Raw genomic sequence first — 14,480 nt, forward strand, 5'->3', positions numbered from 1 at the left:
ACTCCCGGCAATTCATTTGCCGGGAGTTTTGTTCAAGCCTATAATAGCTTGATGGAACCGATACGGAGATCAAAGCATGCATCGCGCATTTTTGACTGCTCTTATTGCCTTGCCATTGATGACACCTGCAACACTCGCACAAGCACAGGTGCGTAAAAATGTCAGCGAATTTGCCGGACAGCGCTGCAACACGCCACCACGTGGCAGTGGTGTCATTGTTGGGCAATTCAGCGGCGTGGACGACTCACCCTTTGTCAGCAGTGACGGATTGGTGCCGATTGATCGCTTTCGCTGCTTTCAAACCATGTCAGAATGCAAAGGTTGGCTCTATACAATGCAGAGCAAATACACCAATGCCGGATTACCAACTGTTGTGCGCTGCACGAAGAGATAATCAGCGGGTGGATGGATAACCATTCTTATGCGCAGGAATCGCCTTGAGATAGGCCGCGATTGCCTCACGATCCGCATCTGTTATCTGCGCCATATTGGTTACAACATCGGTCATGGAACCGCCGAGTGAATCAAAATCCGGCGTAAAGCCGCTTTGAAGCGCATAGGCGATGTCGTTTTCACTCCAGTCGCCAATGCCTCCTTCACCAGAGGTGATATTGGGCACAATGCCCTTGCGACCATCGCTGCCGGTTTCAGGTGATAAAGCGCCCGCCATCCATTGCTTTGTATCCAGAGCGCCAATGACATTGCGCGGTGTGTGGCATTCCCCACAATGACCGAGCGCTTCGGTAAGATATTGCCCACGCTTGACCTGATCCGATACATTGGCAAGGGCCAGAACCGGCTTATCAGAGAGATAAAGCTGTTTCCAAAGCCCAAGCCCTCGCCGAATATTAAACGGAAAGCCCAGTTTGTGCGGTTGCGCTACATTGTCAGATTCCGGCAGCGTTTTCATATAGGCAAACAAATCCGCCACGTCCTGCGGCTGCATCTTTGCGTAAGATGTGTAGGGAAAAGAAGGATAAAGATGCTCCCCTGCCCGACCTGTCCCTTTCAGCATTGCATTGGCGAAGTCATGCAATGTCCAGTTGCCAATCCCCTGCTCTGATGGGGAAATATTTGGAGCAATGAAAGTGCCAAAATCCGAAACCAGCTCATGCCCGCCGGCAAGAATCTTGCGGGCATCGCCGGTTGCAGCCGGTGCTGCATGGCAGGAAGCGCAGCCACCTGCCCAGAAAACCTGCTCTCCATTGACGACATCACCCGGCTGCAAAGACGCAATCACTGACGGGTCTACCGTCTGCGGCCTTGTCAGCATCCAGAAACTGGCAGCGCCGATAATGATGACGGCACCTGCAGCATAGGCAAGTTTGCGAATCATTATTTTCCTAATCAGTTCTTCTTCACGCGATAGGCCTGATGACAGGAACCGCAATTGGCGGCGACCTGCTGAAAGACAGGCTTCAATGCATCAAGATCAGCGGGCTTTGCCGCAACTGCTGCCGCGGCATCGGCACGGAATTTTTCAACGTGCCCGATAAAATCTTGCCTGTTTTCCCAAATTTTTGGAGAAGCTTCCGTGTCCCCCTGATCGGAGCCAACAGGGAACAAGCTATCAACATCAAACTTTTTCGCATCTGCGTCGATTTTTTCGAGAGCTGCCAGAGCAACGGCTGCATCAAAAGGTTTTTCACCCTTCACCATTGGCGCCAGCTGCCCGACAGAGCGGCCCAGATCTTTCATGATGGCCTGACGATCAGCGATCACATCGGCATGAGCCACACCAGCGCCCAGAATTAGCGCTGCACCAAAAGCCAGAAAAAAAGAACGCATATGATCCTCCGTAATTGAAAATGGATAATAATCATCCCTGATGTAAATATCAGATAGATTCACCATATTTGCAACAAATACACTCATCAAATGGTGTTAAGGACAATAAATACGCAGATATTATTGATATTATTACATTGATTTCACAATTATGTGAAAAACATGATTAAAATACTATTGTTTAAATATTCCATCTCTGCATTCTCTTCAGAAAATATCTGAAACTATTCTTGATCTTGAGCATCATGTTTTATGCATGATCAAGCAACAAAAAACCCTGCTTTCGCAGGGTTCTTCATTTTCACGACTGAAAAGGCCTATTATGCCTTTTCGTAGAGCTCCAGAACATAATCCCAGTTCACAAGGCTATCGATGAATGCTTCGAGGTACTTCGGACGCGCATTGCGATAGTCGATGTAGTAGGAATGTTCCCATACGTCGACGCCAAGAATTGGTGTCGCGCCGTGAACGAGCGGGCTTTCACCATTGGCAGTCTTCGAGATTTCGAGTTTGCCATCCTTGACTGACAGCCATGCCCAGCCCGAGCCAAACTGACCGGCGCCAGCTGCGATAAAATCTTCGCGGAACTTGTCGTAACCGCCGAGATCGGATTCAATAGCCTTTTCAAGCGCACCAGGCAGCTTCTTGCCGCCGCCGTCTTTCTTCATCCAGTGCCAGAAATGGAGATGGTTATAGTGCTGACCGGCATTGTTGAAGAGCGCCTGATTTTTGCCAAAGCTTTCCTTGACGATTTCTTCAAGGCTCTTGCCTTCAAGACCTGAACCTTCAAGCAGCTTGTTACCATTGGTAACATAAGCCTGATGGTGCTTGTCATGATGGAATTCGAGTGTTTCACGCGACATGAATGGCGAAAGTGCATCATAATCATACGGAAGGGGTGGCAGTTCAAAGGCCATTGGAACTCTCCTCTGTGTCTTTCAGCTTACAATAAGCAGCTACTGAGGGCAGTGCGAGCACAGCCCTGAAAACTTGCGTGCGCAATCTACATAGGCCGCAATGTCACATGCGGCAATGGCGCATCTTCTAAATTTGACTACCAAGTCAATGAATTTTTATTGAAATTGCATAAAGATAGGGTCCAATTTACTTTTTCGATAATTGATAGATAAACGGAGCAAATCAGTGTCTTACAATTCTTATGTTTTCGATGCGTATGGCACATTGTTTGATGTGCATTCCGCTGTGCGAAGACATGAAGACAAAGCGGGACCGGATGGAGCAGCCTTTTCCCTGCTCTGGCGAACCAAGCAGCTCGAATATTCCTGGACACTCAGCCTGATGGGGGAATATCGTGACTTCTGGAAACTGACTGAAGAAGCCCTCGATTTCGCCTTTGCGCGTTATCCTTCTGTCGATCCCCTTCTGCGCAGCGATCTGCTTGAAGCCTATGGACATCTTGATTGCTACCCGGAAGTCCCTGCCGCACTGAAAAGCCTGAAAAACAAAGGCGCAAGACTGGCGATCCTCTCCAATGGTTCGCCTGCCATGCTTGAAGCGGCGGTTAAATCCTGCGCACTGGATGCCCTGCTTGATGATGTCATCTCAGCCGATAGCGTCAAACGTTATAAGACATCGCCTTCAGTCTATGAGCTGATAGCAATGCAATGGCGGCTTTACCCGTCAGCAATCTCATTCCAATCTTCCAACCGCTGGGATATTGCAGGTGCTGCACGATTCGGTATGCGTGCTGTATGGATCAATCGATCCAGCCAGCCTGACGAATACAAGCAATATCCCCCTGCCCTTATTCTGCCCAGTCTGAAGCAATTGAACTAAATTCAGCAATACCTAAAAAGCAACCGACACAGACGACAGCCGCAGACAACCGCCTGTTGCGACCAAAATTGTGTCACAATGGCAACACGAAACCACTTGCGATGCCCCGGCCACTTTTAAGCCTTATTATGAACGGCGAGAGGCCACATTCATCGGGCGTTTTGCCTGCAATTAAATGCGGTCACATCGTTCTGAACGCAGAATTTGTGATTATCATAACGCGTTGGTCGCACTTCATTAACCCTAACCGTTGTATCTAACACTCCTCCCGTCATCAAACTGGTTTTCATATGCAAACGACCCTTACCCGCCGTTCCTTTCTTACGGCCATGACAGCAACAGCGGCGGCCGGCCTCGCCGGTTGTGCTCAGTTGGGGCAGAATGTTCCAATCGTCGATGTCGATGCCAATGGCAATCCTGTCAACAGGACACCGCAAGCCAATGTCGATGCTTCCTACGGAAGCTGGACATCCATGTATGCGGCAGTTGAAGACAATGGTTATCAGCTTCCAGCTATACCAATCCAGAAAATGGACAAGCGCTATCTGCGTCAGGTCGTGCAGGATCCAACAGGTGAAATGCCTGGAACGGTCGTTGTCGACACCGCCAATCGCTTTTTGTATCTGGTCCTTGGTAATGGTCAGGCAATGCGTTATGGCGTTGGCATCGGCCGCGATGGTTTTGCATGGTCAGGCCGCGCTGTTATTCAATACAAGCGCGAATGGCCGCGCTGGACACCGCCGGATGAAATGGTTGCACGCCAGCCGGAACTCGAGCCCTACAGCATACGCAATGGCGGCATGGGTCCGGGCCTCAAGAACCCGCTCGGAGCACGTGCACTGTACATCTTCAAAGATGGCAAAGACACCATCTATCGCCTGCACGGCAATCCTGAATGGTGGTCTATCGGCAAGGCGGTTTCGTCTGGTTGTGTACGCCTGTTAAACCAGGACATCATCGACCTTTATAATCGCGTACCGCCAAAAGCACCGATCGTGGTCATCTAAATCTGAATTTGGATACATATTTAAAAGCCCCGCAATGCGGGGCTTTTTGCTATTCTATCAGCGTTTGAAACTGCCCAGAATACCGCGCACCAGCGCACGGCCAAGGGAGTTGCTGACCGAGCGCACAACCGATTTCATCGCTGTTTCAGCGACCGTCTGGCGACCAGAGCGGCGTCCTGTTCCAAAAGCGGTACCCATGATCTCGCCAAGAATGCCTCCGCTCTGGCCAGCTTCTTCTTCTTTGGCATTCTGCTTTGCCTCTACCGAAGCCTGCGCCTTTCGAGCCAGCATTTCAAATGCAGAATCCCGATCCACAGCCTGATCATACTGGCCTGCAACCGGGCTTGCTGCGATAATTTTTGCACGGGCTTCCGGCGACAATGGTCCAATCTGTGACGATGGTGGACGGATCAATGTGCGCTGAACCATTGAAGGAACACCCTTTGCCTGCAATGTCGACACCAGCGCTTCACCTGTCGAGAGATTGGTAATCGCCTCGTAAGTTTTGAAATCAGGATTCGGACGAAACGTATCGGCTGCGGTTTTTACTGCATTGGTTTCGCGGGGCGTATAGGCGCGAAGCGCATGCTGCACACGGTTACCCAACTGGGCCAGAACCGTTTCAGGCACATCGAGCGGGTTCTGCGTTACAAAATAAACACCAACACCTTTCGAACGAATCAGGCGAACCACCTGTTCAACACGATCGACCAGTGCCTTTGGTGCTTCATCAAACAGCAAATGTGCCTCATCAAAGAAAAACACCAGACGCGGCTTGTCAGGGTCGCCCACTTCGGGAAGCTCTTCAAACAGTTCAGACATCAGCCAAAGCAGAAATGTCGAGTAAAGACGTGGGCTCATCATCAGCTTGTCCGCGGCAAGCACACTGATAACGCCGCGCCCATCGGTCGTTGTGCGCATCAAATCGGAGATACGAAGCGCAGGTTCACCAAAAAACTTCGTCCCTCCCTGCTGATCAAGCACCAGCAGCGAACGCTGTATCGCACCAACAGAAGCCTTGTTGACATTGCCATATTTCGCTGAAAGTTCAGTCGAGCGCTCCGCCATTTCTGCAAGAATTGCCTGCAGGTCTTTAAGATCCAGCAGCAACAGGCCTTCTTCATCGGCAAGGCGGAAAGCAACGTTAAGCACACCTTCCTGTGCATCTGTAAGGCTCATCAGACGCGAGAGCAGCAACGGTCCCATTTCTGAAATGGTTGCGCGGACCGGATGGCCCTTTTCACCAAAAATATCCCAGAAAATAACAGGAGAAGCGCGCAATTCATAAGGATCAAGCTTCACTTCTTCAGCGCGTTTGGTGAGATTTTCGTTTGCCACACCGGCTGCGGCAATCCCTGACAGATCGCTCTTGATATCTGCACAGAAAACAGGAACACCAGCCGCAGAAAAACTTTCAGCCAATACCTGCAAAGTCACAGTCTTCCCCGTGCCCGTCGCACCGGTGACAAGACCATGCCTGTTACCATATTTCAGCGCCAGATATTCCGGCTGCTGATAGGAATCATCCGGTTTACGGCTTGCACCAAGAAAAATTGCATCATCAGCGGTCATCAGCTCTGTCGCTCCGTAAAAGGTTTGCTTGACCAAGGATATACCAGCAGCACAGCCACGCTACAACGATAACTCGAAATTAGGGGCAGGAAACTTGATTTTTAGCTTCAGTTCAGAAAAATTCGGAACATTATGCATCAGAAATACTTGCAAAGCTTCAATCATAATGCATATTACGTAAACGTAAGATAATTCGGGAGAGTCTCATGGAAGAACTGATCACGCGCATCACCTCCAATGTCGGTATTGATGCAGCGACAGCTCAAAAAGCCGTTGGTATGATTTTGGCCTTTTTGCAAAAAGAAGGTCCAGCCGACAAGGTTCAGCAGCTTCTGGCAGCTTTTCCGGGTGCGGAAGAAGCCATTTCGCAGGTTAAAGGCGGCGGCCTTCTATCCGGCCTGATGGGTGGCGTGATGGGACTTGGCTCGCAGCTGATGGGCGCGGGTCTCGGCATGGGCGAAATTTCCGGCGTTGCAAAGGAAACCATCAGCTTTGCCAAGGAAAAAGCCGGTGCCGAACCGGTCGACGCCATTGTCGGATCAATTCCTGGCCTGGGTCAGTTCGTATAGATTTCACAAAAAACAGCCCCGGAAAACGGGGCTGTTTTATTTTTTAAACGCCTTTAACGCCGATATGTTTTGCGCGGCCTGCGCCCCAGCCATTAATGGCAGCTCCTATACCAAGAGCTGCAAAAAATAGTCCACAAGCTGCAAAACTGCCTGTCGCACTGTGGATCAATCCCACCACCAGCGGCCCGATGGAAGCGATTATATAGCCCACACATTGCGCCATGCCAGAGAGATGCGCCGCTATATGGGAATCGGGTGAACGCAACACGATCACCATCATCGCAGCTGCAATAAGTCCGCCCTGCCCAAAGCCCTGAATGATGGCCAGAAGCCAGAAGCTCCATTGCGGCAAATAAAGAAAACCAATCAAGGGCAGCGCTGCACTCATACAAAGCAGAGCATTGAGCAGGCTTTGGCTTTTCTGCCGGATGGCGATCGAAGGTATCCCCAGACAGGTGATGACCTGCACAAGAATGGAAAATGACACCAGTCCGCCGGCTGCGGTGGCGCTTAGCCCCTGCTCACGCAAAATAGGGGCGAGCCAGCCGAAGACCACATAAGCCATGGAAGACTGAAGCCCCATAAACAATGTGACCTGCCATGCAAGCTTGTCTTTCCATAATCCGATAAGCTTAAAACCGGAATGGGCCACATTATGCTTTGCGCGTAAAGCCTGTGGCAACCACAGCAACAGCACAAGTGCGGCTGGCAAAGCCCAGAAAGCCAGTGCCAGATTCCAGGAGCCGCCCAGCATATGCTCAATCGGGATTGTAAAACCCGCTGCTGCGGCAGCGCCGCCACACAATGCCATTGTATAAAGCCCGGTCATGATGGCTGCGGTTTTTGGGAAATCGCGCTTAACCACCCCCGGCAGCAACACATTACCCGTGGCAATTGCCGCTCCTGCCAGCATCGCACCGATAAAAAGCGATGCCGAATTGCCAATGCCGCGGATCGCTGTGCCAATGGTTAAAACGATCAGTACAAATAACAGAACTTTCTCCGCCCCAAAACGCTGCGCAAGGCGCGGTGCAAAGGGCGCAAATACTCCAAGACAGACAACCGGCAAAGTTGTCAGCACACCTGCCGCAACACCCGACATACCCGTCGCTTCGATGATTTCCGGCAAAAGCACCGATACGCTTGAAAACACCGGTCGCAGATTGGCTGCAATCAAAACCAGACTTAATCCCAGCAAAAAGCGCAGAGCCATATTCTGTTGGCGCGGCTCGGGAGGCTGCGGCACACTGTCAACTTCGACATCCACCAAAGCGGTCTCTGCCGCAGAATTTGTGTGGCTCATTTCGCCAGCACCTTTCATGTCAATCTCATCACAAATCAGCGATGCATCTCATCAGATTATTGGATCAATAGCTGAAATTTTGTAATAAACATCGGAAGAGTTGGTCTGCCGTATTCCGTTAACATTTTTAACGCAAGCTGGCAGGTGAATTAAAAGACTTGGCAATCGGGTGCACCATGATCAATCTTTACTGCCTAAACGGAGACCACCTTGAACGTGTCGAGGTCGAACCCGGCAATCCCTTGCCTGAAAATGTCATATGGATTGACCTGCTTGCACCCGGCGTCAATGAAGATCATATCGTTGAGGCATGGACCGGCATTTCCATCCCCACCCGCGAAGACATGACAGAAATTGAGGAATCAAGCCGGTTCTATATGGAAAATGGCGCACAATATCTGACGGTGCCAATTCTTCATGCTGTTGATCTTGATCACCGGGAACTGGCGCCTGTCACCTTCATCATCTATGGCCAGCGCCTTGTGACCGTGCGCTATGCGGACCCGAAATCGGTGAGCATTTACATTACCCGTGCCACAAAGCCCGGTAATGGTCTGATCCCGACAACCAGATGCTCGGGCCTGTCGATCATGCTTGGCATCATCGAGGCAACGACCAATCGTCTGGCGGATATTCTGGAAGGCGTTGCAGGAAAAATCGATGCGGCATCGCATTCGATCTATCGTCGCCAGCCAAAAGCGCGGCCAATGACAACGGAAGATTTTCGACATATCCTCACACAGATCGGCGGTCAGGGAACGTTTTTATCGCGCATGCGGGAAAGCCTGGCAGGCGTCAGTCGAATGCTGGTTTATCTTTCGGCAATAAATAGCCCCGTCGCGACCAAAAAAGACACACGGTCATGGATCAAATCGCTTGAACGCGATGCGCAATCGCTGGTCGCCTATGTCGACTTCCTGTCCAACAAGGTCACGTTTTTGCTGGATACAATTGTCGGGCTTATATCTGTCGAACAAAATGCGATCATCAAAATTTTCTCAGTTGCCGCGGTGGGCTTCATGCCGCCCACACTCGTTGCGTCGATCTATGGCATGAACTTCTCATTCATGCCGGAACTCAACTCACCATGGGGCTATCCAATGGCGCTGGGCCTGATGATTGCCTCGGCATTGCTGCCACTGTTCTATTTCCGCCGCAAGGGATGGTTATAGGACGCGTAGACAATATGACTCCTATGTTATATCATCTGTTATAACATAGGAGAAAAGTCATGAACGTAACCCTGCGCAAGATCGGCAATTCCGAAGGTGTCATCCTGCCTAAGGAAGTGCTGGAGCGACTTAATCTGCAAGCAGGCGACACGCTGGTTCTCACAGCAGATGAAAACAGCCTACGATTAACGCGCAATGAGGATGATCCTGACGTCTTCGAGAAGAAGATGAAGATTGCGCGTGAGCGCATGAAAAAATATGAGACCGCCTATCGTGTGCTGGCAAAGTGACAGACTTTCATTCACGCATTTTTATTGAGGCACTGCATCAGGAGCAATTACTGCTGCATGGTGGAGCGATGGGGATTCGTGATTCCAGCTTACTGGATTCTGCTCTGGCCCGACCATTGCAGAAAGAAGCCTATGGCAATCCCGACCTGTTTGATCTCGCCGCAGCTTATTTGTTTGGGTTACTTAAGAACCATCCATTTATCGATGGCAAGAAGCGCACTGGCCTGGCGGCTGCTGATTTGTTTCTTTACTTCAATGGCTACAGCCTCGAAGCAGAGCAAGAAGACATTATCCAACTTGTTTTGATGGTATCAACCAGCGAAATCGACGAAGCCGGTGCTGCAGCTTTCTTTCGTGATCATTGTGTAGCGGTTGGCGAAGGTTAGAGTCAGGATCCTAAACTTTCGCCGACACAATCTCCCAGTCATGGCCATTGATCTTCAACACATCGCCCACCGGCTTGCCAAAAAGCATGATTGCAACCGGCGCTATATGCGAGATTTTGCCCTTGGATGGGTCGGCCTCATCTTCGCCCACAATAGTCCATATGCGGGTGCTGCCGTCATCAAGATTTTCAAGCTCAACCGTCATGCCGAAGCGCACCACCTCGCTGTCCGGTTCAGGTACAGATAGTTCTGCCGTTTCACGACGCGACGTCCAGTAGCGCAAATCACGCGAAAGACGCGCAATTGTTGAACGTTCTTCCGCGACATTGGCTTGCGCCAGCTCGCGTTGCAGGCGCACAAGCTCCTGTTCAATCATCTTCAAGCCGTCAGGCGTTACGAGATTGCGGTGCGGGCTGACAGGTCGTTCACCAAGGTCAACCGGTGCATCGTCCTGTTCTTTTGTGAAAGCTCTGCTCATGGCTTGAATGTATGCAGAGCAGACATTGTCCGCAAGCTCATCGGGTGGAAGTCGCTAAATAATAGCCCCTATCCACATTTCGACGCCTGTCAGATTTTTTATTGATTGATCAGTCAATCAACGATAAAATGGGCAACAATAAAATAGCAATCGACACTCCTCAAGCCGGATAATGATTATGCCCAAAATCGGGATGGAACCACTGCGTCGGCGCGAACTCATCAACGCCACGATCAAAACAATCGGCCAGCGCGGTTCGCTTGATGTCACCGTTGCGCAAATCGCCCATGAGGCTGGCGTATCTCCTGCCCTCGCGCATCATTATTTTGGCGGTAAAGACAAGCTTATCCTCGCCACCATGCGGCATTTATTGCGCGAACTGGGCCATGATTTAAACGAGGCAATCAGGGCTGCCGAGACGCCGCATGAGCGCATTGCTGCCATTATCAAGGTAAATTTTTCCGCTTCGCAATTCGCCCATGAGACGATTGCCGCCTGGCTCACATTCTATGTCCACGCCCAGCAATCCGAAGACACAAGGCGGCTTTTGCGTGTCTATGCCCGCCGCCTGCATTCAAACTTCGTTTTCGCGCTCGGTCAGCTTACCTCTAAAGCTCGCGCCAATCGTATTGCTGAAGGCGCGAGCGCACTGATCGACGGGCTTTATATCCGTCATGCGCTGGGTGCAGATGCACCGGATGCCACATCGGCAATTGCGCTTGTTGAAGATTATATCGCGGTCCAGCTTTCGGTGGAGCCATGAGTATGGAAGCAGATTTCGTTATCATCGGCTCCGGTTCTGCCGGGTCAGCCATGGCCTATCGTCTGTCAGAAGATGGCAGACATTCGGTCATTGTTATCGAATATGGTGGCCCGGACATTGGTCCGCTGATCCAGATGCCTGCCGCCCTCTCCTTTCCCATGAATATGGAAACCTATGACTGGGGATTTTCGACAGAGCCGGAACCCCATATCGGTGGACGCCGCCTCGTTACCCCGCGCGGCAAGGTGGTTGGCGGCTCATCATCCATCAATGGCATGGTCTATGTGCGCGGTCATGCACGCGATTATGACCATTGGTCGGAAAGTGGCGCAAGCGGCTGGTCCTATGCCGATGTGTTGCCCTATTTCAAACGGATGGAAAATTCGCATGGTGGACAGGAGGGCTGGCGCGGCACCAATGGTCCTTTGCATGTTCAGCGCGGTCGCCGCGATAATCCATTATTCAAGGCCTTTGTCGATGCCGGTCATCAGGCGGGCTTTGAGTTGACCTCAGATTATAATGGTGAAAAGCAGGAAGGTTTCGGCCCGATGGAGCAGACGATCCATGAGGGACGTCGCTGGTCTGCGGCCAATGCCTATCTGAAACCGGCTCTCAAGCGTCCTAATGTCAAACTTGTCAGAGGTTTGGCACGAAAAATCATAATAAATGGAAAACATGCCGTTGGCGTTGAAATTGAAGCTGGGCGCAGCTTCTCGACCATTCGCGCACGCCGTGAAGTGATCATCGCCGCATCATCGATCAATTCGCCAAAGCTTCTCATGCTTTCCGGCATCGGGCCAGCCGCACAGCTTAAAGAACATGGCATTGAAGTGATAGCCGATCGGCCCGGTGTTGGCCAAAACCTGCAAGACCATCTGGAGGTTTATATCCAGCAGGAATGTACGCAGCCCATCACGCTTTATTCAAAACTTAACCTATTTTCAAAAGCCAGAATTGGCGCACAATGGCTGTTCTTCAAAACCGGCGATGGTGCGACAAATCACTTTGAGTCTGCTGCCTTTGTGCGCTCAAAAGCGGGTGTAGAATATCCAGATATTCAGTATCATTTCCTGCCAGTTGCCATCCGCTATGACGGCAAGGCGGCAGCCCAATCGCACGGCTTTCAGGCCCATGTCGGGCCCATGCGCTCCAGATCCCGCGGCAGTGTTACGCTTCGTTCGGCCGATCCTCGTGAAAAGCCTGTCATAAAGTTCAACTATATGTCCCATGAGGATGACTGGGCTGATTTCCGTCATTGCGTGCGATTGACGCGCGAAATATTCGGGCAGGATGCTTTTGCGCCCTATCGCGGCAAAGAAATTCAGCCCGGTGCTCATGTTCAGTCTGATAGTGAACTCGATGATTTCCTGCGCGAACATGTGGAAAGTGCATTCCATCCTTGTGGAACGTGCAAAATGGGCTCAATTGATGATCCAATGGCCGTGGTTGACCCTGAATGCCGGGTCATTGGTGTTGAGGGATTGCGCGTTGCAGATTCGTCGATCTTCCCGCGCATTACCAATGGCAACCTCAATGGCCCATCGATCATGACGGGTGAAAAGGCATCCGATCATATTCTGGGGCGCACGCCACTGGGACGGTCCAATCAGCAACCATGGATCAACCCACGTTGGGAAATATCCGACCGCTAATGAATTTCGAGGAGAAAAAAATGAAAGCACAACCAAAAGCCTCGCACTTCATCGGCGGCGCATTTGTGGAAGACAAGGCCGGGACGCCATTGCCTGTGATATATCCGGCAACAGGCGAAGAAATTGCCAGACTCTACTCTGCAACCCCTGATGTAATCGAAGCAGCCTATGCGGCTGCACTGAAAGCGCAAAGCGAATGGGCGGCGCTAAAACCGGTTGAGCGCGGTCGCATTCTGCGCCGCACCGCAGAAATCCTGCGTAAAAAGAACAAGAAACTCTCGAAGATCGAAACACTCGATACGGGTAAAGCGCTGCAAGAAACGCTGGTTGCAGACGCTGCATCAGCTGCCGATGCGCTTGAATTTTTCGGCGGGGTGGTTGCTGGTTTTAACGGTGAATTCGTCGAGCTTGGTGGCTCCTTTGCCTATACTCGCCGTGAAGCGCTTGGAATCTGTGTCGGCATTGGCGCCTGGAATTACCCGATCCAGATTGCTGCCTGGAAATCCGCCCCGGCGCTGGCAATGGGCAATGCTTTCATTTTCAAGCCGTCTGAAAATACCCCTCTATCAGCACTTGCGCTGGCAGAAGCCTATATGGAAGCTGGCCTTCCTGATGGTCTGTTCAATGTTGTTCAGGGCTTTGGCGAAGTGGGGGCGGCACTCGTCAATCACCGTCTGACAGCAAAAGTGTCGCTGACGGGCTCTGTTCCAACCGGCAAGCGGATCATGTCGCAGGCTGGCGAAAGCCTCAAGCATGTCACCATGGAGCTGGGTGGCAAATCGCCAATTATCATCTTTGACGATGCAGACCTCGACAATGCAATTGGCGGCGCGATGCTCGGCAATTTTTATTCTACAGGTCAGGTCTGCTCAAATGGTACGCGCGTTTTCGTACACAAGAACATCCGCGAGAAATTTGTCGAACGCCTGACTGAACGCACCCGTAAAATTCGCATCGGCGACCCGCTGGATGAAGCCACCCAGATGGGGCCGCTCATCAATCATGCACAACGCAACAAAGTGTTGTCCTATATCGAAAAAGGCAAGGCAGAAGGCGCCACACTTGTCTGCGGTGGCGGCATCCCGAAACTTCAGGGTTTTGATAAAGGCAGCTATATTGAACCGACCATATTCACCGATGTCACCGATAATATGACAATCGCGCGGGAGGAAATCTTCGGACCCGTCATGAGCATTCTTGACTTTTCCGAAGAGGATGAAGTGGTCGCCCGCGCCAATGACAGCGAATTTGGTCTGGCTGCCGGTGTCTTCACCGCTGACATTGCACGTGGACATCGCGTCATCAGCCAGATCAAGGCCGGCACCTGCTGGATCAATGCCTATAATCTAACACCCGTTGAAGTACCATTTGGCGGCTATAATCAGTCTGGAATTGGACGGGAAAACGGCATTGCAGCCCTGACACATTACAGTCAGATCAAGACTGTGTATGTGGAAATGGGCCAGGTCGACAGCCCCTACTGACAGGGATGCGAAACAAATAAACATGCCGGGCCTGCATCGTTTTTAAAGATGCTGACCCGGCATGATCAATGCTCAAAATTTAGTTATGTTCTCCACAATATGGAAACATGAATTCTATAAATTCGAATAATTTCGATCTTTTCCCAATTGATTTTTTCATTATAATAAATTGAAAATTGAGTTTCATAATATGTATTCTTAATATAGATACATTATATT

At 51.0% G+C, this 14,480-nt stretch carries 16 protein-coding genes; 10 read left to right on the forward strand and 6 right to left on the reverse strand.

Annotated elements, in window-relative coordinates:
* Positions 1-76 precede the first annotated feature (76 nt).
* Positions 77-394: a hypothetical protein gene (locus tag FHY56_RS05330; protein WP_140904142.1), complete on the forward strand. Its 318-nt coding sequence runs from the start codon at positions 77-79 to the stop codon at positions 392-394.
* On the opposite strand, the gene FHY56_RS05335 is transcribed toward FHY56_RS05330, so the two are convergent.
* From FHY56_RS05335 to FHY56_RS05345, 3 genes are all read right to left on the reverse strand, one after another.
* Positions 395-1,336, reverse strand: a complete 942-nt coding sequence (locus FHY56_RS05335; protein ID WP_140904143.1) for a cytochrome c — start codon at positions 1,334-1,336, stop codon at positions 395-397.
* Between the two features lie 11 nt (positions 1,337-1,347).
* Positions 1,348-1,788 carry a c-type cytochrome gene (locus FHY56_RS05340; RefSeq protein ID WP_140904144.1) on the reverse strand — a complete coding sequence of 147 codons (441 nt, stop codon included), beginning with the start codon at positions 1,786-1,788 and terminating at the stop codon, positions 1,348-1,350.
* A 320-nt stretch (positions 1,789-2,108) separates the two neighbouring features.
* Complete coding sequence (locus FHY56_RS05345; RefSeq protein ID WP_140904145.1) at positions 2,109-2,705, reverse strand: superoxide dismutase; 597 nt, start codon at positions 2,703-2,705, stop codon at positions 2,109-2,111.
* Between the two features lie 226 nt (positions 2,706-2,931).
* Here FHY56_RS05345 and FHY56_RS05350 point away from each other — a divergent pair, with 226 nt between their 5' ends.
* Together FHY56_RS05350 and FHY56_RS05355 are read left to right on the forward strand one after the other, a co-directional pair.
* Complete coding sequence (locus tag FHY56_RS05350; RefSeq protein ID WP_140904146.1) at positions 2,932-3,585, forward strand: haloacid dehalogenase type II; 654 nt, start codon at positions 2,932-2,934, stop codon at positions 3,583-3,585.
* 290 nt (positions 3,586-3,875) lie between these two features.
* Complete coding sequence (locus FHY56_RS05355) at positions 3,876-4,592, forward strand: L,D-transpeptidase (protein ID WP_140904147.1); 717 nt, start codon at positions 3,876-3,878, stop codon at positions 4,590-4,592.
* Between the two features lie 57 nt (positions 4,593-4,649).
* Here FHY56_RS05355 and FHY56_RS05360 read toward each other — a convergent pair whose 3' ends face one another.
* Positions 4,650-6,164: a helicase HerA-like C-terminal domain-containing protein gene (locus FHY56_RS05360; protein ID WP_140904148.1), complete on the reverse strand. Its 1,515-nt coding sequence runs from the start codon at positions 6,162-6,164 to the stop codon at positions 4,650-4,652.
* Positions 6,165-6,370: 206 nt separating this feature from the next.
* On the opposite strand from FHY56_RS05360, the gene FHY56_RS05365 reads away from it, so the two are divergent.
* Positions 6,371-6,733 (forward strand): DUF2267 domain-containing protein, encoded by a 363-nt coding sequence (locus FHY56_RS05365; RefSeq protein WP_140904149.1) that lies wholly within the window; start codon positions 6,371-6,373, stop codon positions 6,731-6,733.
* A gap of 43 nt (positions 6,734-6,776) precedes the next feature.
* Here the strand turns inward: FHY56_RS05365 and FHY56_RS05370 are convergent, their stop codons facing one another.
* Positions 6,777-8,036, reverse strand: coding sequence for a CynX/NimT family MFS transporter (locus FHY56_RS05370; protein WP_140904364.1), 1,260 nt, complete (start codon positions 8,034-8,036; stop codon positions 6,777-6,779).
* 176 nt (positions 8,037-8,212) lie between these two features.
* Here FHY56_RS05370 and FHY56_RS05375 point away from each other — a divergent pair, with 176 nt between their 5' ends.
* The 3 genes from FHY56_RS05375 to FHY56_RS05385 are packed head-to-tail and all read left to right on the forward strand — an operon-like array spanning position 8,213 to position 9,884.
* Positions 8,213-9,208 carry a magnesium transporter CorA family protein gene (locus FHY56_RS05375; protein ID WP_140904150.1) on the forward strand — a complete coding sequence of 332 codons (996 nt, stop codon included), beginning with the start codon at positions 8,213-8,215 and terminating at the stop codon, positions 9,206-9,208.
* Positions 9,209-9,267: 59 nt separating this feature from the next.
* Positions 9,268-9,498, forward strand: a complete 231-nt coding sequence (locus FHY56_RS05380; protein WP_140904151.1) for an AbrB/MazE/SpoVT family DNA-binding domain-containing protein — start codon at positions 9,268-9,270, stop codon at positions 9,496-9,498.
* Entirely contained in the window at positions 9,495-9,884 is a 390-nt protein-coding gene (locus FHY56_RS05385) for a type II toxin-antitoxin system death-on-curing family toxin (protein WP_140904152.1), read from the forward strand. Before FHY56_RS05380 ends, FHY56_RS05385 begins: the two co-directional genes overlap by 4 nt.
* A gap of 10 nt (positions 9,885-9,894) precedes the next feature.
* On the opposite strand, the gene FHY56_RS05390 is transcribed toward FHY56_RS05385, so the two are convergent.
* Positions 9,895-10,362, reverse strand: a complete 468-nt coding sequence (locus FHY56_RS05390; protein ID WP_140904153.1) for a GreA/GreB family elongation factor — start codon at positions 10,360-10,362, stop codon at positions 9,895-9,897.
* Positions 10,363-10,540: 178 nt separating this feature from the next.
* Here FHY56_RS05390 and betI point away from each other — a divergent pair, with 178 nt between their 5' ends.
* Genes betI through betB form a run of 3 tightly spaced genes read left to right on the forward strand, consistent with a single transcriptional unit; the run spans position 10,541 to position 14,261 of the window.
* A complete protein-coding gene (gene betI / locus FHY56_RS05395) occupies positions 10,541-11,125 on the forward strand; it encodes a transcriptional regulator BetI (RefSeq protein ID WP_140904154.1) in 585 nt (194 codons plus the stop codon).
* A gap of 2 nt (positions 11,126-11,127) precedes the next feature.
* The gene (gene betA / locus FHY56_RS05400; protein ID WP_140904365.1) at positions 11,128-12,777 is read left to right on the forward strand and encodes a choline dehydrogenase; all 1,650 of its coding nucleotides are present in this window, start codon (positions 11,128-11,130) and stop codon (positions 12,775-12,777) included.
* Between the two features lie 20 nt (positions 12,778-12,797).
* Positions 12,798-14,261: a betaine-aldehyde dehydrogenase gene (gene betB / locus FHY56_RS05405; protein ID WP_140904155.1), complete on the forward strand. Its 1,464-nt coding sequence runs from the start codon at positions 12,798-12,800 to the stop codon at positions 14,259-14,261.
* Positions 14,262-14,480 lie beyond the last annotated feature (219 nt).

Source organism: Brucella gallinifaecis, assembly GCF_006476605.1.
Classification (GTDB): Bacteria; Pseudomonadota; Alphaproteobacteria; order Rhizobiales; family Rhizobiaceae; genus Brucella; species Brucella gallinifaecis.

Excerpts from the sequence above, each read along its gene's own strand:
- FHY56_RS05330 (WP_140904142.1), top strand. The coding sequence starts at position 77 with ATGCATCGCGCATTTTTGACTGCTCTTATTGCCTTGCCATTGATGACA.
- FHY56_RS05335 (WP_140904143.1), bottom strand. The coding sequence starts at position 1,336 with ATGATTCGCAAACTTGCCTATGCTGCAGGTGCCGTCATCATTATCGGC.
- FHY56_RS05340 (WP_140904144.1), bottom strand. The coding sequence starts at position 1,788 with ATGCGTTCTTTTTTTCTGGCTTTTGGTGCAGCGCTAATTCTGGGCGCT.
- FHY56_RS05345 (WP_140904145.1), bottom strand. The coding sequence starts at position 2,705 with ATGGCCTTTGAACTGCCACCCCTTCCGTATGATTATGATGCACTTTCG.
- FHY56_RS05355 (WP_140904147.1), top strand. The coding sequence starts at position 3,876 with ATGCAAACGACCCTTACCCGCCGTTCCTTTCTTACGGCCATGACAGCA.
- FHY56_RS05360 (WP_140904148.1), bottom strand. The coding sequence starts at position 6,164 with ATGACCGCTGATGATGCAATTTTTCTTGGTGCAAGCCGTAAACCGGAT.
- FHY56_RS05365 (WP_140904149.1), top strand. The coding sequence starts at position 6,371 with ATGGAAGAACTGATCACGCGCATCACCTCCAATGTCGGTATTGATGCA.
- FHY56_RS05370 (WP_140904364.1), bottom strand. The coding sequence starts at position 8,036 with ATGAGCCACACAAATTCTGCGGCAGAGACCGCTTTGGTGGATGTCGAA.
- FHY56_RS05375 (WP_140904150.1), top strand. The coding sequence starts at position 8,213 with ATGATCAATCTTTACTGCCTAAACGGAGACCACCTTGAACGTGTCGAG.
- FHY56_RS05380 (WP_140904151.1), top strand. The coding sequence starts at position 9,268 with ATGAACGTAACCCTGCGCAAGATCGGCAATTCCGAAGGTGTCATCCTG.
- FHY56_RS05390 (WP_140904153.1), bottom strand. The coding sequence starts at position 10,362 with ATGAGCAGAGCTTTCACAAAAGAACAGGACGATGCACCGGTTGACCTT.
- betI (WP_140904154.1), top strand. The coding sequence starts at position 10,541 with ATGCCCAAAATCGGGATGGAACCACTGCGTCGGCGCGAACTCATCAAC.
- betA (WP_140904365.1), top strand. The coding sequence starts at position 11,128 with ATGGAAGCAGATTTCGTTATCATCGGCTCCGGTTCTGCCGGGTCAGCC.
- betB (WP_140904155.1), top strand. The coding sequence starts at position 12,798 with ATGAAAGCACAACCAAAAGCCTCGCACTTCATCGGCGGCGCATTTGTG.